Here is a 24,179-nt window from a genome sequence, read left to right on the forward strand (position 1 = left end):
CATTCTCGGCGAGATGGGCGCGGAGCAGCTGCTCGGTCAGGGCGACATGCTGTTCATGGCCGGCGGCGGGCGTACCACGCGCGTGCACGGGCCGTTCTGCTCGGACAGCGAGGTCGAGAGCGTGGTCGCCCACCTGAAGCGTCAGGGCCGCCCGAGCTATCTCGACGCCGTCACCACCGACGACACCCCCGAGGAGCCGGCCAAGGAGGGCAAGTCCGGTCGCGGCGCCAAGGCGGAAAAAGTTGAGCGTTCCGAGGAGCCCGACGAGGAGGCCCCGGTTTTCGACATCGGCGCCTTCGCGGCGGCGACGGGCGGCGAGTCGGACGACCTGTACAAGCAGGCGATCGAGGTGGTGCTGCGCGATCAGAAGGCCTCGACCAGCTACATCCAGCGCCGCCTGCAGATCGGCTACAACCGCGCCGCCTCGATCATGGAGCGGATGGAGATCGAGGGCATCGTCGGCCCAGCCAACCATGCCGGCAAGCGCGACATCCTGGTCGCCGGCGCGCCGCACGCCTCGAGCGGGATGTACGACGACGAGTGAGGCCGCTGCCGGGCCGCGATCCGATCGGTCGCGGCCCGGCGCGTCGCATCTTCGCCACAGGGCGGGGCTCTAAAGCGCTCGACGCTCAGCCCCGCCCATCCCGTTTCTGCCGGAGCGCCCGCCCGGGCGCCCAGGAGGTTTTGCCGATGATCGGCCGCCGCACCCGCACAGCCGGCTCCCTGATCGCCGCCGGGCTGTGGCTCGCCCCCGCCGCCCCGGCGCAGGCGCAGGTCGGCGCGTTCATCGACAGCCTGTTCGGCCGCAAGGACGAGCCTGCCCCGGAGCCGGAGGCCGCCCCGGCGGCGCCCGCGCCGACGGCCAAGAAGCCGGCGGCCAAGCCCACCGCCAAGGACTCTGCCGCCAAGGATGCGGTCAAGGACGCGCCGAAGACCGGCAGCCTCAAGCCAGGCAAGGGGCCCGATAAATCCGACCACAAGGCGACCGAGCCCAAGGTCGCCGCGGTGGGCGCGCCCGCGGCGCTGGCCCCATCGGAGCCCGCGGACGCCGCCACGCTGCTGGCCCAGGCCAATGCGTATTTCAACGCCATGAACACCCTAACCGGCACCTTCATGCAGATCGGCGCGGACGGGCGCCGGATCGGCGGCAAGCTGACGCTCGCCAAGCCCGGCCGCCTGCGCTTCGACTACGACCAGCCGTCGCCGCTGGAGGTCGTGGCCGACGGCACCTCCGTGGCAGTGCGCGACCGCAAGCTCGCCACCCAGGACCTCTACTTCATCGCCCAGACGCCGCTGAAATTCCTGCTGCGCGAGAAGATCGACCTGGCCCGCGACCTCTCGGTCACCGACGTCGCCAACGACCCGGGCGGCGTGCGCATCAGCCTGGAGGACCGGGCGACGCTCGGCGGCACCTCGAAGATCCAGCTGTTCTTCGATGCCGAGATGAAGGTCCTGTCGCAGTGGCGGATCACCGACCCGCAGGGCTACGTCACCACGGTGCAGCTCTCGAACTTGCAAAAGCCTAAGGCCGTCGACGCCAGCCTGTTCTTCATCAATTACGGGCGCGCCGAGGACAAGGCGATGCAGCAGCAGATCCAGCAATCACAGCAGCCGAACTGATTTTTGGTCGGTGCGGGATGCTTCGTTGAGCAACGGTTTACGAAGATCTCATTCGCCCAAGGGGTCGAGGGTGGCACATGCGTTGAAACATCCACCGTGTCATCCCGGGGCCGCGCAGCGGAGCCCGGGACCCAGAACCGCAGGTGGATCAAGCCTTTGCACCGTCGGCGGCTCTGGATTCCGGGCTCGCCTCCGGCGCCCCGGAATGACAGAGCGGTTTATTTTGCGACCGTAAGGTCCCTGATCGAGAGCGAGCCTGAGAAACGCGAAATTTGTGAGCCGGAACTTGCGTAAAGCAATTTTTCTGCTGCCCCTTACGTCCCCAACCCGAGACCCGCCCGTGTGCCTGTCCGTCACCACCTGGAACATCAACTCGGTGCGGCTGCGCATCGATCTGGTCCTGCGCTTGCTCGCCGAGCACAAGCCGGACGTGCTCTGCCTCCAGGAGACCAAGTGTCCGGACGACGCGTTTCCGCTCAAAGCCCTGCGCGGTTCCGGCTACGAGCACGTCATGTTCGCCGGTCAGAAGGGCTATAACGGCGTCGCGATCCTGTCGCGCTTCCCCCTGCACACCCGCGGCGTGATGGGTTTTTGCGAGAAGCAGGATGCCCGGCACATCTCGGCGGTGCTCGGGCCGGAGGCGGGGGCGGCGTCGGGGATCGTGCTGCACGATTTCTACGTCCCGGCCGGCGGCGACGTGCCTGACCGCGACCTCAACCCGAAATTCGCCCACAAGCTCGACTTCCTGGGCGAGCTGCGGGCCTGGGGCGGCAAGCGCGTCTCCGGCCCGGCAATCCTGGTCGGCGACCTCAACGTCGCGCCGCTGGAGCACGACGTCTGGTCGCACAAGCAGCTCCTCGACGTGGTGAGCCACACCCCCGTCGAGACCGAGGCGCTGGAAACCCTGCGCGGGGAGGCCGGCTGGATCGACACGGCCCGCCACCTCACTCCGGAGCCGGAGAAGATCTACACGTGGTGGAGCTACCGCTCCCCCGACTGGTCGGCGGCCAACAAGGGTCGGCGCCTGGACCATGCCTGGGTGTCGCCGGATCTCGCCGGTACGGTCCGCTCGGTGGAGGTGCTGCGCGACGCCCGCGGCTGGGAGCGGCCCTCCGACCACGCCCCTGTGACGTTGACGCTCGAGCTGTGATCCGGTCACACGGAACCGCGATCACCACGGCGCATTGCCGGTTCACGAACCCGCGATGCGAGTTGGCCTGATGCGCAAGATCCTGATCGCCCTTCTGTTGCCCAAGGTCGTCACCTTCCTGCGCCGCCGCTACGGCGGTCCGCACGCCGCCCGCGACCGGGCGTTCTGAGGCGCGCCTCATCCTCGGCGGCGTGTCTGTGACGGCTGGGCGCGGCCCGTGATCCTTGGATCCCAGCCCGCAGGAACGCGCCCCCGATGACCGACGATCCCCGCGAAGCCGGTCCCCGGCCGCCGTTCCCCGGCGACCAGCAGCAGGAGCGGCCGGGCCTCATCTCCAGGATGACGCCGCCGCCCGACCACGGCGAAGAGAGCTATGTCGGCAAGGGCCTGCTCACCGGCCAGGCGGCTCTGATCACCGGCGGCGATTCCGGCATCGGCCGGGCTGTCGCCATCGCCTATGCCCGCGAGGGCGCCGACGTGGCGATCTCCTATCTGGAGGTCGAGCAGTCGGACGCCGAGGATACCAAGGCTTGGGTCGAGAAGGCCGGCCGCCGCTGCCTGCTGCTGCCGGGCGACATCCGCGACGAGGCCCAGTGCCGGGCGCTGGTGGACCGCACCATGGCCGCGTTCGGGCGACTCGACATCCTGGTCAACAACGCCGCCGCCCAGGTGGTGAACGCGGGTCTCGACGACCTCAAGGCCGCCGATATCGAGGGCTCGTTCCGGGCCAACGTCTTCGCGATGTACTACCTCACCCAGGCCGCCGTGCCGCACATGAAGCCGGGCGGCGCGATCGTGAACTCGACCAGCGTCCAGGCCAAGGTCGCCGACCCGACCATGCTGATCTACGCCGCCACCAAGGGCGCCATCGCCAGCCTGACCATCGGCCTGTCGAACCTGCTCGCCCCCAAGGGCATCCGGGTGAATTGCGTCGCCCCCGGCCCGGTCTGGACCCCGATCCAGCCGATCGTGAAGAGCCCCGAGCAGATCGCGGAGCTCGGTGCCCAGACCCCGCTGGGCCGCGCCGGCCAGCCTGCCGAGCTGGCTCCAGCCTACGTGCTGCTCGCCTCGCGCGAGGGCAGCTTCATGTCGGGCGCCCTGGTGCCGGTCACCGGCGGCATGCCGATGCTGTGAGGCCATCGCCTCACGCCACGCAGACCCCCCGCGCCCACCAGTGCGGGGATGCCGTCGAGCCCGTGCGGCTTCAGCGCTCGGCGCCTCTTTGGGCGAGGAGCGTCGTGGTCTTCGCCTTCTGCATGGTCGCGTCGGCCTGCTCGCGCTGGCGATTGAACTCGGCGAGCAGTCGGCCGTCCAGTTCGCGGCCGCGGGGGAGGCGGATCTTCATCGGGTCGACGAAGTGACCGTTGATGATCACCTCGTAATGGAGGTGTGCCCCGGTGGAGAGGCCGGTGGAGCCGACATAGCCGACCACCTGCCCCTGCCGGAGCCGGACGCCTTCCCGCACACCGGCTCCGATCCGCGACATGTGATTGTAGGCCGTGATGTAGCCGTTCACGTGCTGGATCTCGACGTGGTTGCCGTAGCTCGATGAGGTCTTCACCCGGGCCACGGTGCCATTGCCCGCGGCCAGGACCGGCGTGCCGACAGGGCTCGCCCAGTCGACGCCGGTATGCAGCTTGGCGTAGCCGAGGATCGGGTGGCGCCGATAGCCGAAGCTGGAACTCAAGACCGCGGTGGCCACGGGCTTGCGCAGCAGGAATTTCTTGAGGGAGCGTCCCTGGTCGTCGAGATAATCGATCGTGCCGTCGTCCGGGGACTGGAAGCGATAGACCTTGTGGGTCTCGCCGCCGAGGGTCAGCGCCGCGTAGAGCAGGTCCGGGCGGTCGGCGCCGGCCTCGTCGTCGTAGGTGTAGAACACGTCGAGGCCGTCGCCGCTGGCGATCCGGCGCTGGAAATCGAGATCGTAGCTGAACACCCGCACGATATCCTCGACGGTGGCGCGGGGCAGGTCGTAGCGTGCCGCGGTCTCGTAGAGGCTCTGGTAGAGGCGGGGACCGGATCCCGAATCCTCCTCGTCCTCGCCCGCCTCGGCCTGAGGTTGCGGCTTGGGGGCGGGGGCCTCCTCGGCCGGTGGGGCCACCGAGACGAAAGCGCCGCGGTCGTTGAGCGCCGCGATGCCCTCGATGCCGCTCTCGCCGTACAGGATGACCCGGGTGACCTGTCGGAGGTCGCCGGGATAGGGCCCGGGAGCGATCTGAACCTGTATGTGCTGGCCTTCCGCGAGGGCGGCCATGCGAGCCTTGCCACCCAGAGCCGCGACGATGCCGCGGATCTGCTCGTCGCCCGCCAAGCCGGCGGTCTTCAGGGCGGCCTCCAGGGACTCGCTCCGTCTGAGCGCGAGCTTGTGTTCCTCGACGAGCGGCGGCTCGTTCGGCTTCAGCTCGACCTTGGCGACCTTGGTGACGTTCTCGGGGACGACCAGAACCTCGATCGCCTTGAACGGGTTCGCGTCCTTGCTCGCAGATCCTGCCGTCGCGCCCTGTTGAAGGGTCCGGGACAGCAGGATCTGCGGCGCGACCGGGATGGCGGCCCGGCGCCCGGCCTCGGCGGTGATCCGGCGCTCCTCCTCGACCTGGGCGGTCACGTCGTCGTCGGTGAGCGCTGGCGCGCTCGGGCCTATGGCGGCGTCCCCGAGATCGCGCTTGATCACCGTCACCTCGGCCCCGGGCGCGTCGGCCGCCGCGTCGGGGACGCGCTCCAGGGGTTCGTCGGAAACGAACTTCATCGGGTCGAACCGGGGCGGCTCGCCGGCATAGACGCCCGTCGTCATCGACAGCGGCGTGGTGCTTCGCACGAAGGCCTTGGCCTTGATGATCTCGTGATCGCCCAGCCGGACGGTCACCGGCGCGCGAAAGCTCTGCTTGGCCGAGGCGATCATCAGGGTACGCACCAGACGGTCGCCCTTGCGCGCATTGTTCGAGCCGGTCTCGCCCGACCGCGCTCGGGCGCCCCCGATCTCCGGACGGATCGGAACGAATCCGTCCTCCTGCAGGGAGACATGGAGAGCGGCGGCGAGCAGGCCGGCGCCGATCAGGCCCGTGAGGGTGTTGGCACAGAGCCAGCGCAGGTTGACGGCGCGCCGATCGATCGGGGCCATACGCACCCCGAGATAATGCAGGGGCGCATGGGCCCCGCGCTCGTCGGCGAGCGTGGCGAGTTTCCTGATCTTGAGTCGCTTGGTGCGAACCCAGAATCTATCGCGGAATTTCCATGTCACAATTCTATTCGGTAAAATGTCATTATAAAATCGATCTGTATTGATTTTATCAGAGTTGGCTAGAATTAAACACGAGATTTATGCTTGATGGGCATGATAACAAAATCAAGCTGGAAAACTCAAGCCAATTTGACGTAAGACTCGGACAGATTATCTGAGTTGTGTCATTAGTAAAAAATGATATCTATAAATAAATGATCATGAATAGTGCTGAACTTACGGTGTAGGACTGATCCTTTCATGTACTCTGGAATCTGCATGAAACGAAAAAGGACCAAGGCCGGGGCCTTGGTCCTGAACAATCATCGTCGTGGCGAGATGCTTTTGCCGCCCCGGGATCCGGGCTCGGTCCTGCGGGACTAGAACGGGATATCGTCGTCCAGGTCGTAGCTGCCGCGGGCACCGCCGCCGCCGCCGCCACCGGACGAAGCCGGGGCCGGACGGCCGCCACCGCCGCCGCCCTGGGCGCGGCCGCCGCCGAAATCACCGCCGCGGTCGCCGCCCCGGCCACCGCCCGAGTCGCCGCCGCGGCTGATCTGGCCGCCACCCTCGTCCTCGCCGGCGAAGTCGCCGCCGCCACCGCCGCGGCCGTCGAGGATCGTCATCTCGCCGCGGAAGCGCTGGAGCACCACTTCGGTGGTGTACTTCTCGACGCCGGAATTGTCGGTCCACTTCCGGGTCTGGAGCTGGCCCTCGATATAGACCTTCGAGCCCTTGCGCAGGTACTGCTCGGCCACCCGGGCAAGGTTGTCGTTGTAGATCACGACCGAGTGCCACTCGGTCTTCTCCTTGCGCTCGCCGGAGGCCTTGTCCTTCCAGGACTCGGAGGTCGCCAGCCGCAGGTTGCAGACCGGGTCGCCCGAGCCGAGGCGGCGCATCTCCGGGTCGCGCCCGAGATTGCCCACCAGAATCACCTTGTTGACGCTGCCCGCCATCGCTCTCTCCTTACCGTACGGATCTCACTGGGCCTGGGGCCCGGCGGCCGGGGACTCATGCGCCCGGGCCGTCGGGGCGGCAACCTGCGGTGAGGGCTTGTGCCCGCTATCCGCAACGCGCCAAACATGCGTGTTCTATCTCTGTTCTATCTGGTCGGCAAGATCGGCTTACGGGATATGCACAACCAGCTTGCCGAAATTCCCACCTTTCAGCAGGCCGATGAACGCGTCGGGCGCGTTCTCCAGCCCCTCGACCACGTCCTCCCGGTAGCGGACCTTGCCCGCCCGGATCCACGCCCCGACCTCGCTCCGAAAGGTCTCGGCCTGGTCGGCGAAATCCCAGACGATGAAGCCCTGGATGTGCAGGCGGTTCGTGAGCACCGAGCGCATCAGGCCGGGCAGCCGGTCGGGGCCGGGGGGCGCCTCGGTGGCGTTGTAGGCCGAGACCAGGCCGCAGACCGGGATCCGGGCGAACGGGTTCAGCAGCGGCAGCACGGCCGAAAACACCGCGCCGCCGACATTCTCGAAATACACGTCGATGCCCTTGGGGCAGGCTTCGGCCAGCGCCCCCGGCAGGTCGGTCCCGCGATGGTCCACGGCGGCATCGAAGCCGAGTTCCTCCGTGAGGTAGCGGCACTTGTCCGGCCCGCCCGCGATCCCCACCGCCCGGGCGCCCTTCAGCTTGGCGATCTGTCCGACCAGCGACCCCACCGGCCCGGCGGCGGCGGCCACCACCACGGTCTCCCCGGGCTTCGGCCGGCCGATATTGAGCAGGCCGGTATAGGCGGTCATGCCGGGCATCCCGAGCACGCCCACCGCCGTCGAGGGCGGGGCGGCGTCCGGATCGACCCGGCGGGTGCCCTTGCCGTCGGTGGCGAAGTATTCCTGCCAGCCCGCGAAGGCCGTGCGAAGCTCCCCGACCGGGATGTCCGAATTCTTCGACGCGACGACCTCGCCGACCACCTCGGCGGTGATCGGCTCGCCGATCTGGACCGGGGTCGCGTAGGATTTCGCGTCGCTTATCCGGCCGCGCATATACGGGTCGAGCGACAACCAGCGGGTGCGCAGCAGGATCTCGCCCGGCCCGATCTCCGGCACCGGCACTTCTTCCAGGCGGAAGTTTTCGGGTTTCGGCTCCCCGTGCGGGCGCGACGCCAGGACGATGCGGCGGTTCACGGCGTTCATGAAAGGCTCCCGGATGCTCTGCCTGCGACCCCCGATCTGGGGCGCCAAGCGGCGGCGGCCAATGGGGCGCTCCGTGCGTTGACCGGGATCGGTAGGCGAGGAGGCTCGATGCGCACCACCCTGATCGGCTTCGGCTTGGCTGCCCTGACGGCAGGAGCCGCGATGGCCGGATCGCTCGACGCCTATCGCTGGCGCTCCCGGGTGCTGGTGCTGTCGGCTCCCGATTCGGCCGATCCGGATCTGCGGGCGCAGCGCGCGGCCCTGGGTCCGATGCGGGGCGCCGCCGCCGAGCGCGACCTCGTGGTGCTGGAGGCGATCGGGGACGGGGCCGAGGCCCGGCGCTTGCGCACGCACCTGTCCCTGCCGGCGGGCGAATTCCGGGCGGTGCTGGTCGGCAAGGATGGCGGCGCCAAGCTCAAAGCCGCAGCGCCGATCCCGCCCCAAACACTGTTCGCAACGATCGACGCGATGCCGATGCGGCGCGGCGAGATCCAGGGGCGTCGCTAGGTTCCGGCGCGCCCGGTTTCCGGGGATGGCGGGGCCTGCGGACACCAACGGTTAAGCCTACCAGCCTATCACCGAACGGTGTCGGCGGTCATGTTTCGGCCGTCCGTTGAGGCCCGCCAGGACGCGCGAACGAGACGCTCGCATCGATGACCCGAGAACAAGTCGCCACCGCCATCCGCCGCGTCGTCAGCCTCCAGGTCGAGGATATCGAGCGCGCGGTCCGCGACGGCCACAAGACCATCGCGCTGAACGAGCTGGCGGATCTGAACCGCCAGCTCAAGGCCTTCGCGGCCGCCCTCAAGAAGGCCCCGGCCCGGATCTGATTCGGGCCGTCCTACCAGCGGGGTCCGCCCCAGCGACGGGGCGGGTCATCCTCCGGCGGCGGCGGCGGTCCGCGCTCGAAGGCCGGCTCGTCGCAGACCCGCACCCGGCGCAAAACCGGCGCCCTGTCCGGATCGAACCGGCGCCGGACGAATTCCCGGCACGCCTCGGGGGGCGCCGCCGATAAGCGCGGCCTGCGGAATTCCGGCTCCGGTGGCGGAGGCGGGGGTGGCGGCCGCCGCTCGCGCTCGTAGCCGTCCACCGGGCCGCCATACCCATGTGGCGGCGGCGGGCCGTCGAAATCGGCCGCCAGCGCTGGGCCGGCGGCGAACAGCAGGGCGCAGAATCCGGCGCGCCCGATGACATGACGGAGGGGCACTGGTCGGCCTCGGCAGGAACGGGCGGCGGGGATCGCGGCCTCGATGCCGGAGACTGCGCCGCGCCGGCTGAACCCCTGCCGCGTCCCCGGTTGCCCGCCGTTCAGCCGGCTGTCCGGTTACCGCTCTGCCACAGCGGGCTTCAGTTCTGCATCGCGTTGATCTCGCACTGGGCGTATTCCCCGCTCGCCTTCACGTAGGCGTTGAGCTTCTGCACATAGGCCTCGGCGATCGGCCGGAACGCCTGCGCTTGCAGGTTGTAGGCCTTGACCGCGTCGTTGAAGCTGTAGGCCTCCCAGCCGGGGCAGCCGCCCTTGGCGTCGAGGCAGGCCGGCTTCTCGGGCAGGGCCGGCTTGACCGGCCGCGCCGAGGCCGGCGGCGGCTCGGGCGCCTTGCACGCCGTCGCCAGCGGGGCGGTGGCCGGCGGCGGCGTGCCTTTGTCCGGTGCCGTCTTATCTGGTGCCGTCTTGGGCGCTGCTAGAGCGAGGGTCGGCGCGAGCATGCCCGCGATGAGGAGAAGCTTGCCGCGCATAGCCCGTGTCACTCCGCTGCGGCCAGAACCGCCGGCCGCGGGTTCTGCGGCATCAGGCGGACGGCGACAAGGGTGAGGCTGCGGCTCGGGTGTCCGTCCCGCGCGGCGCGGGCACGCGGTCCCGGCCGGATCCCAACTTGGCGGTCCGGCCCGGCGCGCGTGCGCCCCGCACGAGCGCGATGGCGGGCATCAGCAGCCCGGTCGCCAGGACCCACCAGGCGGGGCGGATCGGGCCGGAGAAGTCGAGATTGGCCGCCAGAACGAGGCTGGCCGGAACGCCGCTGGCGAGCCCGTACCAGGCCGCCTCGAGTCCCGCCGTGGCGAGGCCGCCGAGGATCGCGAGCAGCAGCAGCGACCACGGCCGCTCCGGCAGCTTGAACCGCCGCATCGCCCGCCAGCCCATCAGCAGCAGGAACAGCCCGGCCGAGAAGACCGGGTCGCTGACGTCGATCTTCGACTGCAGGACGTAGTGGACCAAAGCCAGCACCGCGATCGTGTAGACGAGCCGGTGCAGCCGGTGCCAGTTCGGCCCCAGGTTGCGGATCGCCGCATCCGTTGAGGTCAGCCCCAGGGCGATCAGCCCGATCAGCGCCACGAAGCCGATGGTCAGGTAGAGCCGCAGGGCGATCTCGGTGACGACCTTGGTCAGGACCAGGTTCTGGTCGACCGCGTAGAGCGCGAGATGGGCCACCGCGTAGGCCATCACGGTGATGCCGAGCATGCGCCGGACCACCAGCACCTTCCCCCAGTCGGCGATCCGGCGCAGGGGCGAGATCGCCAGCGAGAACAGCAGGAAGCGCACCGCCCATTCGCCGGTGGCGTGGATCAGCGCGGTGATCGGCTTGGCGCCGAGCGCGTCGAGCCGGAACGCGGCCGCGAGGTACAGGGCTGGCGCGATGCAGCCCAGGAACATCGCGAGCTTCAGCCATGAGAGGCGCCCGGCCCGGTCGAGCCAGGGAAGGGGGATGCCGAGGGGAACGGCCAGACGGTCGATCATTGTTTTCGGACTTGGCCTTCTGACATGGGAAGCGGGGCGCCACGTGGCCGAGGATATTGGGAGGCGAAATGGGCGCTTCTGCGGATCGCTCCCCGCGCGGGTCGGTTCGCCGCGGATAGCTCGGGGTTACGCCTGAATGGTTGACCTCGCCGCCCCGGTGCCGAGATAGCCGACGGACGGACACCGGATGGATCCCATGCAGTACCGCAATCTCGGCCGCTCCGGCCTCAAGGTCTCGCCGATCTGCCTCGGCACGATGATGTTCGGCGGGCCGACCGACGAGGCGACCGCCGGCCGCATCGTCGGGAGCGCCCGGGAGGCGGGCATCAACTTCATCGACACGGCCAACGTCTACACCGAAGGCCGCTCGGAGGAGATCACCGGCCGGGCGATCCAGGGCGACCGCGCCGCCTGGATCCTGGCCACCAAGGTCGCCAACCCGACCGGCCAGGGCGTCAACGACCGCGGCCTCTCGCGCGTCCATGTGCTGAAGGCCGCCGAGGACAGCCTGCGCCGGCTCGGCACGGAATTCATCGACATCTACTACCTCCATAAGGAGGACCACGACACGCCGTTGGCCGAGACCGTGCGGGCGATGGCCGACCTCGTGCGGGCCGGCAAGATCCGGCATTTCGGCGTCTCGAACCACCGGTCCTGGCGGGTCGCCGAGATCTGCCGGCTGTGCGACGAGATCGGCATCGACCGGCCGGTGGTGAGCCAGCCCTATTACAACGCCTTCAACCGCATGCCCGAGACCGAGCACCTGCCGGCCTGCGCCCATTACGGGCTCGGCGTCGTCCCGTACTCGCCCCTCGCCCGAGGCGTGCTGACCGGCAAGTACGACCCGGACGCCCCGCCGCCCGCCGAATCCCGCGCCGGCCGGCAGGACACCCGGATGATGCAGACCGAGTGGCGCCCGGAATCCCTGCGCATCGCCCGCACGTTGAAGGAGCATGCCGAGGCGCGCGGCATCACGGCCGGGCAGTTCGCCACCGCCTGGGTGCTGAACAACCGCCTGATCACCGGCGTCATCGCCGGGCCGCGCACCGAGGCGCAGTGGCAGGAATATCTCGGCGCCCTCGACTACGCCTTCACCCCGGAGGACGAGGCCCTGGTGGACGGCTTCGTGGCCGCCGGGCATCCGACCACGCCGGGCTACAACGATCCGGCCTATCCGCTGGAGGGGCGTGTGCCGCGGGGCGTTTGATGTCGGCCAAATCCTGCGCCCGTCCGTATATTGAGGGCCGTCTGCACCGTGTTACAATCCGGATTGGCAACAGGATGGGCGACGATGGCCGCTGACGTGAAGGAGAAGGTCAGACTTGTGTCGAGGACCAAGTCGGTCCGGGCGCAGGTTGATCCGGAGGTCAAGCTTGAGGCCGAGGCTGTTCTCGGCGCGGTCGGCCTTTCGTTGTCCGACGCGTTCCGCATGATGCTTGAACGGGTTGTCGCCGAGGGGCGGCTTCCCTTCGATCCACTCGTCCCGAATGATGAGACCATCGCGGCTTTGCGCGCGGACCTTGCTGGTGATGTGATCCACGTCGGCGATCCGTCGAACCTCCTCGCCGCCCTTGACGCCGACTGACGATAAGCCGTCGGCAACGACCCCATCCGCGCCGGCAACTGCCCGGGCTACGCAGCGCGATGTCGTCATCACAGGCCAATTCAAGAAGGACATGAAGCGCGAGCGGAAGGGTCGATATCGCGCGACGGTGCAGGCGGATTTGCTGCAGGCCGTCAACCTGCTCGCCGCCGATCGTCCCCTTCCTGCCCACATGGTCGACCATCCGCTCGGAGGCAATTGGAAGGACCATCGCGACTGCCATATCAAACCTGATCTGGTCTTGATCTATCGGAAATCCGTGCCGTCAACGGCAAAACCGCACCAGCAGGCAGAGCGACCGAAACTGCACTTGGTCCGCATCGGTTCGCACAGCGAACTCGGCCTTTAAGCGGCGCTGCCACGGGTTCAACGAGGCATGGGGACTGCCCGACCAGTGCCGGGACAGTGCTTCCACGCCTGTGGTGCTCCGGCTCGCACGCGAAACGGCGATCTTGCGAAGGCCGCCGAGGCAGCGGCGCTCAAGAGCCGCCGCCACACGCACCGATCCACCTTGCGCTCACGACCGACCGCGGCTATCTATCCGTTCAACAGTTCTGATGGCAGTCGAGAGGCTGCGGTTCGGGAGTGGGCCCCACCGGGTCCGCTCTTTTTTTTCGCCGCGTCGGGTTTGGACGCGCGAGGCCGCACGCTGGGACGTGCCACCCAGGACGCCGCAAGGGTTGCGCGCTGATATTCATGTCGTCCGAGATCGAAGCGGATCTGTCCGAGAAGCGCCTGGTCCGTGAGACCGGCATCGCCGCGCGCGTGGTGCAGGTGATCGAGGGGCCGGTCCAGGGCCTCGGCTTCCGGCTGGTCCGGGTGAAGGTCACCAACATCAACGGCTGCACCGTCCAGATCATGGCGGAGCGGCCGGACGGCACATTCTCGATCGACGATTGCGAGGCGGTGAGCCGGGCGATCTCGCCGGTGCTCGATGTCGACGATCCGGTGGGCACCGCCTACAACCTGGAGATCTCCTCGCCGGGGATCGACCGGCCGCTGGTGCGGGTCTCGGATTTCGCCCGCTGGGTCGGCTACGAGGCCAAGGTCGAGCTGAGCCCGCCGCTCGACGGCCGCAAGCGGTTTCGCGGCATCCTGGGCGCGCCGGATGCCGAGAAGCTCACCGTCCCGATCGACCTGCCCGACGTGAAGGAAGGCCTGCCGAGCCGGGTCGACATTCCGCTCAAGGACCTCGCCGAGGCGCATCTCGTCCTCACCGACGAGTTGATCCGCGAGTCCCTGCGCCGCGGCGGCCCGCCGGCCGACGATACGGACGCGCTGGACGACGAGGCCGAGGACGACGCGCCGGCGGCGCCCACCCGCCCCGCGCCGAAGCTGCAGGGTCCGAAGGGCAAGGCCGCCAAGGTTGGCGCAAAGGCCGACCCGAAGGCCCCGAAAGAGAAGAAGCCGCCGCGCACCGGTCCCAAGCAGCCGGTCGTGTCCAAGGCGTCCCGGCTCAAAGGCCGCGACGACCTGCATTGAAGTGACTTGAGATTCGGGCTCGGCCGCCCCTGGGCGCCCGGCACGAAGACTTGACGGAAGAGAAGGACCGACACCGATGGCCGTCGTCAGCGCCAACAGGCTCGAACTCCTCCAGATCGCCGACGCGGTCGCCCGCGAGAAGGTGATCGACCGCTCCATCGTGATCGACGCGATGGAGGAGGCGATCGCCAAGGCGGCGCGCTCCCGCTACGGCGCGGAGACCGACGTTCACGCCGAGATCGACAACAAGACCGGGGCTCTGCGCCTGTCGCGCCACCTCCTGGTGGTCGATCAGGTCGAGAACGACGCCCGCGAGATCACCCTCGACCAGGCCCGCCGCTACAACCCGGGCGCGCTCGTCGGCGACGTGATCTCCGACACCCTGCCGCCGTTCGATTTCGGCCGGGTCGCCGCGCAATCGGCCAAGCAGGTCATCGTCCAGAAGGTCCGCGACGCCGAGCGCGCCCGCCAGTTCGACGAGTACAAGGACCGCATCGGCGAGATCCTCAACGGCATCGTCAAGCGGGTCGAGTACGGCAACGTCATCGTCGACCTGGGCCGGGGCGAGGGCATCGTCCGCCGGGACGAGATGATCCCGCGCGAGACCTTCCGGCCGGGCGACCGGATCCGCTCCTACCTGTTCGACGTGCGCTCGGAAGTGCGCGGCCCGCAGATCTTCCTGTCGCGCTCGCACCCGCAGTTCATGGCCAAGCTGTTCGGCCAGGAAGTGCCCGAGATCTACGACGGCATCGTCGAGGTGAAGGCCGTGGCCCGCGATCCGGGCTCCCGCGCCAAGATCGCCGTGATCTCCCGCGACGGCAGCATCGATCCGGTCGGTGCGTGCGTGGGCATGCGCGGATCCCGGGTGCAGGCTGTCGTGGGTGAGCTGCAGGGAGAAAAAATCGACATCATCCCGTGGTCAGAGGACGAGGCGACCTTCATCGTCAACGCGCTCCAGCCGGCCGAGGTGGTGAAGGTCGTGCTCGACGAGGAGGCCGACCGCATCGAGGTGGTGGTGCCGGACGACCAGCTGTCGCTGGCCATCGGCCGCCGCGGCCAGAACGTGCGGCTCGCCTCGCAGCTCACCGGCTGGGACATCGACATCCTGACCGAGGCCGAGGAATCCGAGCGGCGCCAGAAGGAGTTCGCCGAGCGGACCCAGGTGTTCATGGAGGCGCTCGACGTCGACGAGACCGTCGGCCAGCTGCTGGCGGCCGAAGGGTTTCGCAATGTCGAGGAGATCGCCTACGTCGACATCCAGGAGCTGTCCGGCATCCAGGGTCTCGACGAGGAGACCGGCGCCGAGATCCAGGCCCGCGCCCAGGATCACCTCGCCCGGATCGAGCAGGAGCACGACGCCCGCCGCACCGAGCTCGGCGTCGCCGACGAGCTGCGCGAGATCGAGGGCATCACCACGCCCATGATGGTCGCGCTCGGCGAGAACGACGTGAAGTCCATCGAGGATCTGGCCGGCTGCGCCACGGACGACCTCGTCGGCTACACCGAGGGCCGCGGCCCCGACGCCGTGCGCCACGCGGGCTATCTCGACGGCTTCGAGCTGTCCCGCACCGAGGCCGAGGGCCTGATCATGGCCGCCCGCCTCAAGGCCGGCTGGATCGAGGCTTTGCCCGAGCCGGAGGCCGAGGACGGCGCGGACGCCGCCGAGGGCGAAGAGTCGCCCGAGGCCGCCACCACCCCGGCCGAGGCCTGAGCGGAGGCTGCGGCGGACACGCGGATGGCCGAGGTCGACACGACCCCGCCCGACCAGGGGCAGGATCCGGGACTCGATCCCGGGGGGCTCGATAGCGGCCCCGGCCGGCGCGTGCCGCAGCGCACCTGCATCGTCACGCGCGTCGTCCAGCCGCCGGAGGCGATGATCCGGTTCGTGCGCGGCCCGGACGGCGCCGTCGTCCCGGACCTGCGCGCGAAGCTCCCCGGGCGCGGCGCCTGGATCAGCGCGAGGCGGGACGCGGTCGCGACGGCAGTCCGGAAAAACCTGTTCCCGCGGGCGTTCAAGGGACCGGCCCAGGCCGGTGCCGACCTGCCCGACCGGATCGTGGTCGGCCTGCGCGAGGATCTGCGGCAGGCAATCGCGATGGCCAACAAGGCGGGATGCGTGGTCGCAGGGTTCTCGAAGGTCGAGGCGGCGATCGGCGGACAGCCCGGCGCGGTGGCATTGATTCATGCCGCCGAAGCCAGTCCCGACGGCCGCCGCAAGATCGCTTCGGCCTTGTACCGGCGGCACGGCGAAGCCATGTCAAGGATACCGATCATCGACGACCTGTCCGAAGATGAATTGGACATGGCCTTAGGTCGGGATCATGTGATACACGCTGCGCTCGTCGCAGGAGCCGGAGCTGCCGGCTGCCTGTCGCGTTGGCGTCGGCTACGCTCCTTCGAGGGCGCCGCCGCGGCGACCGAGGAGCCCGGTCCAGCCCGAATCGGCGGGATCGACGAAGCCTCACGTTGACGACGCACCAGGACGAATTTGGCTGGCGCCACCGGGCGTCGGTTCACGGGACGATGGAAACCCTCAGGGTTCAGGCTGAATGAGCGACACGAACAACCCGGGCGACAAGACTCTGAACAGGACTTCTCCGAAGCCGCTCTCCCTCAAGCGGCCGATCGAGGCGGGTACCGTACGGCAGAGCTTCTCCCATGGCCGCTCCAAGCAGGTCGTGGTCGAGACGGTCAAGCGCCGTGGCGTCATCGGCGCGGCGCCGGCCGCCCCTGCCCGTGAGCCTGCGCCCGCCCCGCGCCCGGCCCCTGCCGCCACCACAACGCCACCGCCGCGCCCGGCCCAGCGCTCGGCGTCGGGTGTCGTGCTGCGCACGCTGAGCGAGCAGGAGAGCGCGGCCCGCGTCGCCGCCCTCGCCGACGCGAAGCGCCGCGAGGCCGAGGCCCGTCAGAAGGCTGAGGCCGAAGAGCAGGCACGCCGCAAGGAGGCCGAGGATCAGGCCCGCCGCGAGCGCGAGGCCGCCGAGGAGCGCCGTCGCGAGGAGGAGGCCCGCAAGGCCGCCGCCGCCGAGGCCGCCCGCGCCGCCGAGGAGGCCGCCAAGGCCGCCGCTGCGCAAGCGGCTGCTGCCGCCGCCCAGGCTCCGGCAGCCGAGGCTCCGGCTGCGCCGTCCGCCCCCGTGGCTGCTGCGCCGGCTGCCCCGGTCGCTGCGCCCGCCCGCCCGGCTTCGACGACGCGGCCGATGCCGGCGCGTCCGACCGCCGTTTCGGCCCGCCAGCCCGAGGGTGCCCGCCCGGCTGCGGCCACGCCTGCACGTCCGGCTGCTGCGGCCCCGGCCGGCGCGCCTGCGGCCCGCCCGCCGCTGACCGCCCGTCCCGCCACCGGCGAGCCGCGCAAGACCATCACGGCGGATTCGCGCAAGCCCCGCGACCTCAACTTCATGGCCCGGCCCGCCCCGGCGCCCGAGCCGGAGAAGAGCGCGACGCCGACCACGGCTGCGCGTCCCGCCGGCGCGACCGCCGCGGCGCGTCCCGCCGGCCGCGGTGCTCAGACGAACGAGGACGAGTCCGAGACCAAGCGGGTGATCCGCCGTCCCGGCATGCCGCTCAAGATCATCGCGCCGCCCAAGACGCCGAAGTCCCCGGGCGGTGACCGCAACCGCGGCCGCCTGACCATCGCCACGGCGACGTCCGGCGAGGATGAGCGCACCCGCTCGGTCGCCTCGTTCCGCCGCCGCCAGCAGCGCATGAGCGGCCGCGGCCAGGTCGAGCAGAAAGAGAAGCTGTCCCGCGAGGTGACGATCCCCGAGACGATCACCATCCAGGAACTCGCCAACCGCATGTCGGAGCGGGCCGTGGACGTGATCCGCCTGCTGATGAAGCAGGGCGAGATCCACAAGATCACCGACGTGATCGACTCGGACACCGCTCAGCTCATCGCCGAGGAACTCGGCCACACGGTCCGCCGCGTCGCCGAGTCCGACGTGGAAGAGGGCCTGTCGTCCGACGAGCCGGATCTGGAGGAGGATCTCGATCCCCGTCCGCCGGTGGTCACGATCATGGGTCACGTCGATCACGGCAAGACCTCGCTGCTCGATGCGATCCGCAAGGCGAACGTGGTCGAGGGCGAGGCCGGCGGCATCACCCAGCATATCGGCGCCTACCAGGTCGCGTCGCCGTCCGGCGAGATGATCACCTTCATCGACACTCCGGGCCACGCGGCGTTCACGTCGATGCGCGCCCGCGGCGCCAAGGTCACCGACATCGTGGTGGTCGTGGTGGCGGCCGATGACGGCGTGATGCCCCAGACCATCGAGGCGATCCAGCACGCCAAGGCGGCGGGCGTCCCGATGATCATCGCGGTCAACAAGATCGACAAGCCGGACGCGAACCCGCAGCGGGTCCGCACGGAGCTGCTGCAGCACGACATCCAAGTCGAGTCGATGGGCGGCGAGACCCTGGAATTCGAGGTTTCGGCCAAGACCGGCGACGGTCTGCCGGAACTGCTGGAGGGTATCCAGATCCAGGCCGAGATCATGAACCTGCGCGCCAACGAGAAGCGCGACGGCGAGGGCACGGTCATCGAGGCCCAGCTCGACCGCGGCCGCGGTCCGGTGGCGACCGTGCTGGTCCAGCGCGGCACGCTGTTCACCGGGGACATCGTCGTGGCCGGCGCCGAGTGGGGCCGCGTGCGCGCCCTGGTCGACGATCTCGGTGAGAACGTGCAGTACGCCGGCCCCTCGGTGCCCGTGGAGGTGCTCGGCTTCAACGGCACCCCCGATGCCGGTGATCGCGTGACCGTGGTGCCGAGCGAGGCCCGGGCCCGCGAGGTCACCGAGTATCGTGCCCGCCAGAAGCGCGAGCGGCAGAATGCCCGCACCGGCGGTGCCAACCGCTCGCTGGTCGACATGATGCGCGACCTCAAGGAAGGCGCCGGCCGCAAGGAGTTGCCGGTCGTCATCAAGGGCGACGTGCAGGGTTCGGTCGAGGCAATCTCGGGCGCCCTGGAGAAGCTCGGCAACGGCGAGGTCGCGGCCCGCATCCTCCTGTCGGGCGTCGGCGGCATCACCGAGTCGGACATCACCCTGGCGCAGGCGTCGAAGGCGGTCGTGATCGGCTTCAACGTGCGCGCCCTCAAGGAGGCCCGCGAGGCCGCCGAGCGGGCCGGGATCGATATCCGCTACTACAACATCATCTACGACCTCGTGGACGACATCAAAGCCACGCTGTCGGGGATGCTGCCGCCGACGCTCCGCGAGGAGCGACTCGGCGAGGCCACGATCCAGGAGGTCTTCGAGGTCTCCAAGGTCGGCAAGGTCGCGGGTTGCCGCGTGCAGGACGGTATCGTGGAGCGCGGTGCCCATGTCCGCCTGATCCGCGACAGCGTCGTGATCCACGAGGGCAAGCTCAAGACCCTCAAGCGGTTCAAGGACGACGCGAAGGAAGTCACCTCCGGCCAGGAGTGCGGCATGGCCTTCGAGAACTTCGAGAACATGCGCGCAGGCGATGTCATCGAGTGCTACCGGGTCGAAGAGATCCGTCGCACCCTCTGAGATCCCGGACTCGTCCGGACAGGGCGGTCGCGGCCTCAGCCGCGGCCGTCTTTTCTTTTGGGTGCATCGCTTCTTTCCTGCACCTCTCTCCGCTTGGACGTGAACCGGCCGCCTTGCGCTGCCGGCCCGAGACAGAATGGCCCAGAAACCCACATCCACCGGCCCCTCGCAGCGTCAGCAGCGCGTTGCCGAACTCGTCCGTCACGCCCTGGCGGAGGTGCTCCAGCGTGGCGACATCCAGGATCCGGTGCTCAACACGCATGTCGTGACGGTGCCGGAGGTGCGGATGTCGCCGGACCTGAAGCTCGCCACCGCGTACGTGATGCCCCTGGGGGGCATGGACGAGGCGCCGGTGATCGCCGCCCTGGAGCGCCACCGCAAGGTGCTGCGCCAGGAGGTGGCCCGCCGCGTGAATTTGAAGTTCGCGCCCGAACTGCGCTTCCTGCGCGACGAGACCTTCGACGAGGCGGCGCGCATCGACAAGCTGCTCCGGGACGAGCGGGTGAAGCGCGACCTCGTCGCCGGACGGGACGACGAGGATGGCGAACCGGAGACCGGGCCGGGGCATTGATCCCCGTCACCGAACGGACAGGCACGGGGCAACGACCCCGGGGGATACGAGGACATGACGGTTTCCATCGACGATCATCCGCCGGCCGAGCGCACGGCATCCGGTCCCGGCGCCGAGCGCCGGGGCCCGGAGGAGCGCCGCCCGCAACGCGGACCGCGTCCCGACCGGCCCAAGCGCCGGGACGTCTCGGGCTGGGTCATCCTCGACAAGCCCGTCGGCATGACCTCGACCCACGCCGTCGCGGTGGTGAAGCGCGCCTTCAACGCCAAGAAGGCCGGCCATGCCGGCACTCTCGACCCGCTGGCCTCGGGCATCCTGCCGATCGCGCTGGGTGAGGCGACCAAGACCGTTCCGTTCGTGATGGACGGCCGCAAGGCCTACCGGTTCACCGTGCAATGGGGTGTCGAGACCGACACCGACGATGCCGAGGGTCGCGCCGTCGCGACCAGCGACGCCCGTCCGGAGCGCGCGGCCGTCGAGGCGGCTTTGCCGGCCTTCGTGGGCGCGATCGAGCAGGTGCCGCCGCGCTATTCCGCCATCAAGATCCAGGGCGAGCGCGCCTACGACCTGGCCCGCGAGGGCGAGATCGTGGAGCTGGTGGCCCGGCCGGTGCAGATCGACCGCCTCTCGGTGGTCGAGCATGATGGCGAGCGCACCGTGATCGAGGCCGAATGCGGCAAGGGCACCTATGTCCGCGCGCTCGCCCGCGACCTCGGCCGGATGCTCGGCTGCTACGGCCACGTCTCGGCCCTGCGCCGCACCCGGGTCGGCCCGTTCTCCGAGGCGGAATCCTGTGCCGCCGACGGCCTGACCGAGGGCGGCCCGGAGGCTGCGCTCGCGCATCTGCGGCCGGTGGAGACGGCGCTCGACGCGATCCCCGAGGTGACGGTCTCCCGCGACCTGGGCCTGCGCCTGATGCGCGGCCAGCCGGTGATCCTGCGTGGCCGGGACGCACCGGTGGAGGGCAAGGCCTTCGCCACCTGCGGCGGCATCCTGGTCGCGGTCGGCGATGTCGAGCGCGGCGAGCTGGTGCCGCACCGGGTGTTCCATCTCGGCGGCACCGCTCCGGGCCGCAGCGCCTGAGCCGCGCTGCGCTGATCGCATCGTGAAGCGGGTCTCCTCTCCCTGCGCGCGGGGGCGAGGGGATCACCGCCCACACGCAGGGGCTGAAGCTTGAGTGGCGCTCGCCCCTGCATCGTGCATCTATCGAGCGACGCGAGCGGCGTCGGCAAGACGGCGCGGGCTGCGCAGTGTCAGCTTTGTACCATCTTGCAGTTGAAACAGGGTTTTCGACGGCACTGTCTGAAATCACACATAAGATTTGTCAGATTTAATCTGCGCCCAGCGACATCGTGATCCCTCCCTGATCTTGCTGCAAGCGCAAGCATTGCACTTCGCCACGCCGCCAGTCATATCAGACTGGATGAGCGGGGTTCTTTTCTGATGCCGCCGAACCAGGTCCCGGAAAGCGGCCTCGATCTCGACGTGCTCGCGTCCGATGCGCTGGATCGCCTCGACAAGGGCGTGATCGGCCTCGATGCGGACGGCACCGTCGTGGTGTTCAGCGAGGGCGCCAGCGCGCTCTCGGGCCTGTCGCGCGAGTCGGTGCTCGGCCGCAACTATTTCCGTGAGGTGATGCCGGGCACCAACGTGCCGAGCTTCCGCGGCCGCTTCCTCGCGGGCAGCCGCCGGGGGGCGCTGGACGAGAGCTTCGATTACGTGTTCGGCCGGTTGCCCCAGCCCCTGCGGGCGCGGGTCCACATGCGCCACGGCACCGCTGCCGAGACCGGCCCGGTCACCTGGCTGACCATCGACCCGATCGAGAGCCTCGGCGCCGGCCTGTCCCGCGAGGCGGTGATGGCCGCGATCGGCCGGCGCGCCCGGGCCGAGCCGGTGGATGCCAGCCATTGCGAGCGCGAGCCGATCCACATCCCGGGCTCGATCCAGCCCAACGCCGTCATGATCGCGGCCGATGCCGAAACCCTGGAGGTGCTGGCCTACTCGGCCAATGTCGGCGAGATCGTCGACGCCTCGGATCCGCCTCTGGCCGGCCGTCCCCTGGACGAGGTGCTGCCCCGGGACTTCGTCGCGCTCGTCCGGGACCGGCTGTCGGCCGGAACCCTGGTCGACGGCCATTCCGCCCGCCGCCGGCTCACCCTGACCGATCACGGCGCCCCCTATTACGCGGTCGCCCATGCTCATGCCGGGCGGGTGATCGTCGAGCTGGAACTCGAGCCCGAATCCGCCGACGACTTCCCCACCGCCAGCCAGGTCGACACCGAGCTCGCCGTCGGGCGCCTGCGCGAGGCCGGGACCCTGGTCGAGGCTGCCCGGATCGCCGCCCTGGAGATCCGCGCGCTCACCGGCTTCGAGGCCGTGCTGGTTTACCGGTTCGACGCGGACTGGAACGGCGAGGCGGTGGCCGAGGACAAGGTGCCGAACTGGTCGCGCAGCCTGCTCGGCCTGCGCTTCCCGGCCTCCGACATCCCCGCCCAGGCCCGCGCGCTCTACACCCGGGCGAAGAACCGGTTCGTGATCGATCGCGACAGCGTGCCGGTCGGGCTGGTCGCCGCGCCCGGCGCCGGCAACGGCCCGATCGACCTAACCTTCGCCCAGCACCGCACCCTGTCGCCGATCCACCTGGAGTACCAGCGCAACCTCGGCGTGAACGGCTCGATGTCGATCTCGATCATGGTCGAGGGCCGGCTCTGGGGCCTGATGATCGGCCATCACCGCCGGCCGCACTACGTCACGCCCGAGACCCGTTCGGCCGCCACCGTGCTCACCGACGCCTTCGCCATGCGGGTGCAGGAGATCGAATCGCACCGGCTCTGGACCGAGCGGCAGGCCCATCTCGCCGTCGAGGGCCGGCTCGTGCGCGGCCTGACCCGGTCCGACGATTTCGTGGCCGCCCTGACCGGCGGCACTGTCACCCTGCTCGACCTGTTCAGCGCCACCGGCGCCGGCATCGTCTCGGGGGATCGCGTCACGCTGATCGGCCAGGTACCGCCCGCCGACGAGGTCGCGCGGATCGCGGGCTGGCTGCGGGAGCGGCTGCAAGCGGGCGAGACCCAGTACAGCACCAGCAACTTCACCGCCGCCTATCCGGAGGCGGTCCCGTACCGGGAGATCGCCAGCGGCCTGCTCGCGGCCTTCGTGGACGAGTCCCGCGAGAACCTGCTGGTCTGGTTCCGGCCCGAGGTGCCCAGCACGGTGACCTGGGGGGGCGACCCGCGCAAACCCGTGCTGGCCGGCAGCGGCCCGGTAGCGCTGCTGCCGCGCCGTTCGTTCGAGCGCTGGGTCGAGGAGCGCACCGGCTTCGCCAGCGCCTGGGCCGAATGGCAGATCCAGCTCGCCGGCTCGCTGGCCGAGGCGGTCGAGGGCGTGGTGCTGCGCCAGCGTCGCAAGATCGACGAGCTGACCGGCCTGCTCGTGGAGAAGGAGCGCCTGCTCGAGCAGAAGGACCTATTGACCCGGGAGATCGACCACCGGGTCAAGAACTCCCTGCAGATCGTCTCGGCCTTCCTGCAGATGCAGCGGCGACAGATCACCGACGCCGAGGCCCGGCAGGCGTTTGCCGACACCTCGGCCCGGGTCATGAGCGTCGCGCGCGTGCACGACAGCCTGTACCAGGCCGAGCGCTTCGACGAGGTCGATCTCGGCCAGACCATCGAGAACCTGTGCAACGACCTCGCGGGCCTGGCCGGCAACGGCCACGCCGTCGACCTCTCGGCCGAGCCGGGGCTGATGGTGCCCTACCGCAAGGCGGTGGCGCTCTCGCTGATCGCCACGGAACTGGTCACCAACGCCTTCAAATACGCCGCCAACCCGACCGGCGGCGGCCGTGTCGAGGTCAGCGTCTCGGCCTCCGGCCCCGGCGAGGTCCAGCTCCGTGTCTGCGACGACGGCGCCGGCCTGCCCGACGACTGGGCCGATGCCAAGGCGCGCGGCAAGGGCTCGGGCCTCGGCATGAAGCTGATCCGGGCGATGCTCGACCAGATCAACGCCCGGCTCGACGTGGCGAACAACCCGGGCGCGTGCTTCACGATCACCGCGTGATCGCTACCGTCATTGCGAGCGCAGCGAAGCAACCCAGTGCAGCGCGCTCTCAGATCGTAGCGTGTCCCTAGGTTGCTTCGCTGCGCTCGCAATGA

The 24,179-nt window shown here is 69.6% G+C and carries 22 protein-coding genes; 16 read left to right on the top strand and 6 right to left on the bottom strand.

Going from position 1 to position 24,179, the window contains the following annotated elements; all coding sequences use genetic code 11:
• From MKL09_RS07910 to MKL09_RS07925, 4 genes are all read left to right on the top strand, one after another.
• Positions 1 to 544: DNA translocase FtsK (locus MKL09_RS07910; protein WP_279605740.1), on the top strand; the 544-nt coding region annotated here is incomplete at its 5' end.
• A 146-nt stretch (positions 545 to 690) separates the two neighbouring features.
• Positions 691 to 1,620 (top strand): outer-membrane lipoprotein carrier protein LolA, encoded by a 930-nt coding sequence (locus MKL09_RS07915; RefSeq protein WP_244019361.1) that lies wholly within the window; start codon positions 691 to 693, stop codon positions 1,618 to 1,620.
• 340 nt (positions 1,621 to 1,960) lie between these two features.
• The gene (gene xth, locus MKL09_RS07920; protein WP_244019363.1) at positions 1,961 to 2,770 is read left to right on the top strand and encodes an exodeoxyribonuclease III; all 810 of its coding nucleotides are present in this window, start codon (positions 1,961 to 1,963) and stop codon (positions 2,768 to 2,770) included.
• 255 nt (positions 2,771 to 3,025) lie between these two features.
• The gene (locus MKL09_RS07925; protein ID WP_244019364.1) at positions 3,026 to 3,904 is read left to right on the top strand and encodes an SDR family oxidoreductase; all 879 of its coding nucleotides are present in this window, start codon (positions 3,026 to 3,028) and stop codon (positions 3,902 to 3,904) included.
• Positions 3,905 to 3,974: 70 nt separating this feature from the next.
• Here the strand turns inward: MKL09_RS07925 and MKL09_RS07930 are convergent, their stop codons facing one another.
• From MKL09_RS07930 to MKL09_RS07940, 3 genes are all read right to left on the bottom strand, one after another.
• Positions 3,975 to 5,888: a M23 family metallopeptidase gene (locus tag MKL09_RS07930; RefSeq protein ID WP_244019365.1), complete on the bottom strand. Its 1,914-nt coding sequence runs from the start codon at positions 5,886 to 5,888 to the stop codon at positions 3,975 to 3,977.
• 479 nt (positions 5,889 to 6,367) lie between these two features.
• Positions 6,368 to 6,943 (bottom strand): single-stranded DNA-binding protein, encoded by a 576-nt coding sequence (gene ssb / locus MKL09_RS07935; protein ID WP_244019366.1) that lies wholly within the window; start codon positions 6,941 to 6,943, stop codon positions 6,368 to 6,370.
• Between the two features lie 168 nt (positions 6,944 to 7,111).
• Entirely contained in the window at positions 7,112 to 8,128 is a 1,017-nt protein-coding gene (locus MKL09_RS07940) for an NADP-dependent oxidoreductase (protein WP_244019367.1), read from the bottom strand.
• Between the two features lie 108 nt (positions 8,129 to 8,236).
• Between MKL09_RS07940 and MKL09_RS07945 the strand changes: the two genes are divergently transcribed.
• Positions 8,237 to 8,635, top strand: coding sequence for a DUF4174 domain-containing protein (locus MKL09_RS07945; RefSeq protein ID WP_244019368.1), 399 nt, complete (start codon positions 8,237 to 8,239; stop codon positions 8,633 to 8,635).
• Positions 8,636 to 8,781: 146 nt separating this feature from the next.
• Positions 8,782 to 8,958, top strand: coding sequence for a hypothetical protein (locus MKL09_RS07950; RefSeq protein WP_007569379.1), 177 nt, complete (start codon positions 8,782 to 8,784; stop codon positions 8,956 to 8,958).
• Positions 8,959 to 8,969: 11 nt separating this feature from the next.
• Here MKL09_RS07950 and MKL09_RS07955 read toward each other — a convergent pair whose 3' ends face one another.
• From MKL09_RS07955 to MKL09_RS07965, 3 genes are all read right to left on the bottom strand, one after another.
• Positions 8,970 to 9,335, bottom strand: a complete 366-nt coding sequence (locus tag MKL09_RS07955; protein WP_244019369.1) for a hypothetical protein — start codon at positions 9,333 to 9,335, stop codon at positions 8,970 to 8,972.
• Positions 9,336 to 9,475: 140 nt separating this feature from the next.
• The gene (locus MKL09_RS07960) at positions 9,476 to 9,865 is read right to left on the bottom strand and encodes a hypothetical protein (protein WP_244019370.1); all 390 of its coding nucleotides are present in this window, start codon (positions 9,863 to 9,865) and stop codon (positions 9,476 to 9,478) included.
• 52 nt (positions 9,866 to 9,917) lie between these two features.
• Complete coding sequence (locus MKL09_RS07965; protein WP_244019372.1) at positions 9,918 to 10,862, bottom strand: sulfite oxidase heme-binding subunit YedZ; 945 nt, start codon at positions 10,860 to 10,862, stop codon at positions 9,918 to 9,920.
• Between the two features lie 196 nt (positions 10,863 to 11,058).
• Between MKL09_RS07965 and MKL09_RS07970 the strand changes: the two genes are divergently transcribed.
• The 10 genes from MKL09_RS07970 to MKL09_RS08015 all read left to right on the top strand — a co-directional run bounded on the left by MKL09_RS07970 (position 11,059) and on the right by MKL09_RS08015 (position 24,084).
• Positions 11,059 to 12,069, top strand: coding sequence for an aldo/keto reductase (locus MKL09_RS07970; protein WP_244019373.1), 1,011 nt, complete (start codon positions 11,059 to 11,061; stop codon positions 12,067 to 12,069).
• Positions 12,070 to 12,153: 84 nt separating this feature from the next.
• Positions 12,154 to 12,447, top strand: coding sequence for a type II toxin-antitoxin system RelB/DinJ family antitoxin (locus MKL09_RS07975; protein WP_244019374.1), 294 nt, complete (start codon positions 12,154 to 12,156; stop codon positions 12,445 to 12,447).
• 67 nt (positions 12,448 to 12,514) lie between these two features.
• Positions 12,515 to 12,814 carry a type II toxin-antitoxin system YafQ family toxin gene (locus MKL09_RS07980; RefSeq protein WP_313901173.1) on the top strand — a complete coding sequence of 100 codons (300 nt, stop codon included), beginning with the start codon at positions 12,515 to 12,517 and terminating at the stop codon, positions 12,812 to 12,814.
• A 347-nt stretch (positions 12,815 to 13,161) separates the two neighbouring features.
• Complete coding sequence (gene rimP, locus MKL09_RS07985) at positions 13,162 to 13,947, top strand: ribosome maturation factor RimP (protein WP_244019376.1); 786 nt, start codon at positions 13,162 to 13,164, stop codon at positions 13,945 to 13,947.
• A 76-nt stretch (positions 13,948 to 14,023) separates the two neighbouring features.
• Positions 14,024 to 15,658 (top strand): transcription termination factor NusA, encoded by a 1,635-nt coding sequence (gene nusA / locus MKL09_RS07990; RefSeq protein WP_244019377.1) that lies wholly within the window; start codon positions 14,024 to 14,026, stop codon positions 15,656 to 15,658.
• A gap of 24 nt (positions 15,659 to 15,682) precedes the next feature.
• Positions 15,683 to 16,417 carry an RNA-binding protein gene (locus MKL09_RS07995; protein WP_244019378.1) on the top strand — a complete coding sequence of 245 codons (735 nt, stop codon included), beginning with the start codon at positions 15,683 to 15,685 and terminating at the stop codon, positions 16,415 to 16,417.
• A gap of 79 nt (positions 16,418 to 16,496) precedes the next feature.
• The gene (gene infB, locus MKL09_RS08000) at positions 16,497 to 19,454 is read left to right on the top strand and encodes a translation initiation factor IF-2 (RefSeq protein ID WP_244019379.1); all 2,958 of its coding nucleotides are present in this window, start codon (positions 16,497 to 16,499) and stop codon (positions 19,452 to 19,454) included.
• 136 nt (positions 19,455 to 19,590) lie between these two features.
• Positions 19,591 to 20,025, top strand: coding sequence for a 30S ribosome-binding factor RbfA (gene rbfA, locus MKL09_RS08005; RefSeq protein WP_244019380.1), 435 nt, complete (start codon positions 19,591 to 19,593; stop codon positions 20,023 to 20,025).
• A 54-nt stretch (positions 20,026 to 20,079) separates the two neighbouring features.
• The gene (gene truB / locus MKL09_RS08010) at positions 20,080 to 21,108 is read left to right on the top strand and encodes a tRNA pseudouridine(55) synthase TruB (protein WP_244019381.1); all 1,029 of its coding nucleotides are present in this window, start codon (positions 20,080 to 20,082) and stop codon (positions 21,106 to 21,108) included.
• Between the two features lie 360 nt (positions 21,109 to 21,468).
• Positions 21,469 to 24,084: a histidine kinase dimerization/phosphoacceptor domain -containing protein gene (locus MKL09_RS08015; RefSeq protein ID WP_244019382.1), complete on the top strand. Its 2,616-nt coding sequence runs from the start codon at positions 21,469 to 21,471 to the stop codon at positions 24,082 to 24,084.
• Positions 24,085 to 24,179: the final 95 nt, after the last annotated feature.

It is taken from the genome of Methylobacterium sp. J-048 (genome assembly GCF_022829515.1).
Lineage (GTDB): Bacteria > Pseudomonadota > Alphaproteobacteria > Rhizobiales > Beijerinckiaceae > Methylobacterium.

Bases quoted from the DNA above. Each gene is read 5' to 3' on its own strand.
- rimP (WP_244019376.1), top strand. From the start codon at position 13,162: ATGTCGTCCGAGATCGAAGCGGATCTGTCCGAGAAGCGCCTGGTCCGT.
- nusA (WP_244019377.1), top strand. From the start codon at position 14,024: ATGGCCGTCGTCAGCGCCAACAGGCTCGAACTCCTCCAGATCGCCGAC.
- rbfA (WP_244019380.1), top strand. From the start codon at position 19,591: ATGGCCCAGAAACCCACATCCACCGGCCCCTCGCAGCGTCAGCAGCGC.
- MKL09_RS07970 (WP_244019373.1), top strand. From the start codon at position 11,059: ATGCAGTACCGCAATCTCGGCCGCTCCGGCCTCAAGGTCTCGCCGATC.
- MKL09_RS07965 (WP_244019372.1), bottom strand. From the start codon at position 10,862: ATGATCGACCGTCTGGCCGTTCCCCTCGGCATCCCCCTTCCCTGGCTC.
- infB (WP_244019379.1), top strand. From the start codon at position 16,497: ATGAGCGACACGAACAACCCGGGCGACAAGACTCTGAACAGGACTTCT.
- MKL09_RS07960 (WP_244019370.1), bottom strand. From the start codon at position 9,865: ATGCGCGGCAAGCTTCTCCTCATCGCGGGCATGCTCGCGCCGACCCTC.
- MKL09_RS07950 (WP_007569379.1), top strand. From the start codon at position 8,782: ATGACCCGAGAACAAGTCGCCACCGCCATCCGCCGCGTCGTCAGCCTC.
- MKL09_RS07925 (WP_244019364.1), top strand. From the start codon at position 3,026: ATGACCGACGATCCCCGCGAAGCCGGTCCCCGGCCGCCGTTCCCCGGC.
- MKL09_RS07995 (WP_244019378.1), top strand. From the start codon at position 15,683: ATGGCCGAGGTCGACACGACCCCGCCCGACCAGGGGCAGGATCCGGGA.
- MKL09_RS07975 (WP_244019374.1), top strand. From the start codon at position 12,154: ATGGCCGCTGACGTGAAGGAGAAGGTCAGACTTGTGTCGAGGACCAAG.
- MKL09_RS08015 (WP_244019382.1), top strand. From the start codon at position 21,469: ATGCCGCCGAACCAGGTCCCGGAAAGCGGCCTCGATCTCGACGTGCTC.
- MKL09_RS07930 (WP_244019365.1), bottom strand. From the start codon at position 5,888: ATGGCCCCGATCGATCGGCGCGCCGTCAACCTGCGCTGGCTCTGTGCC.
- MKL09_RS07940 (WP_244019367.1), bottom strand. From the start codon at position 8,128: ATGAACGCCGTGAACCGCCGCATCGTCCTGGCGTCGCGCCCGCACGGG.
- ssb (WP_244019366.1), bottom strand. From the start codon at position 6,943: ATGGCGGGCAGCGTCAACAAGGTGATTCTGGTGGGCAATCTCGGGCGC.
- MKL09_RS07915 (WP_244019361.1), top strand. From the start codon at position 691: ATGATCGGCCGCCGCACCCGCACAGCCGGCTCCCTGATCGCCGCCGGG.
- MKL09_RS07945 (WP_244019368.1), top strand. From the start codon at position 8,237: ATGCGCACCACCCTGATCGGCTTCGGCTTGGCTGCCCTGACGGCAGGA.
- truB (WP_244019381.1), top strand. From the start codon at position 20,080: ATGACGGTTTCCATCGACGATCATCCGCCGGCCGAGCGCACGGCATCC.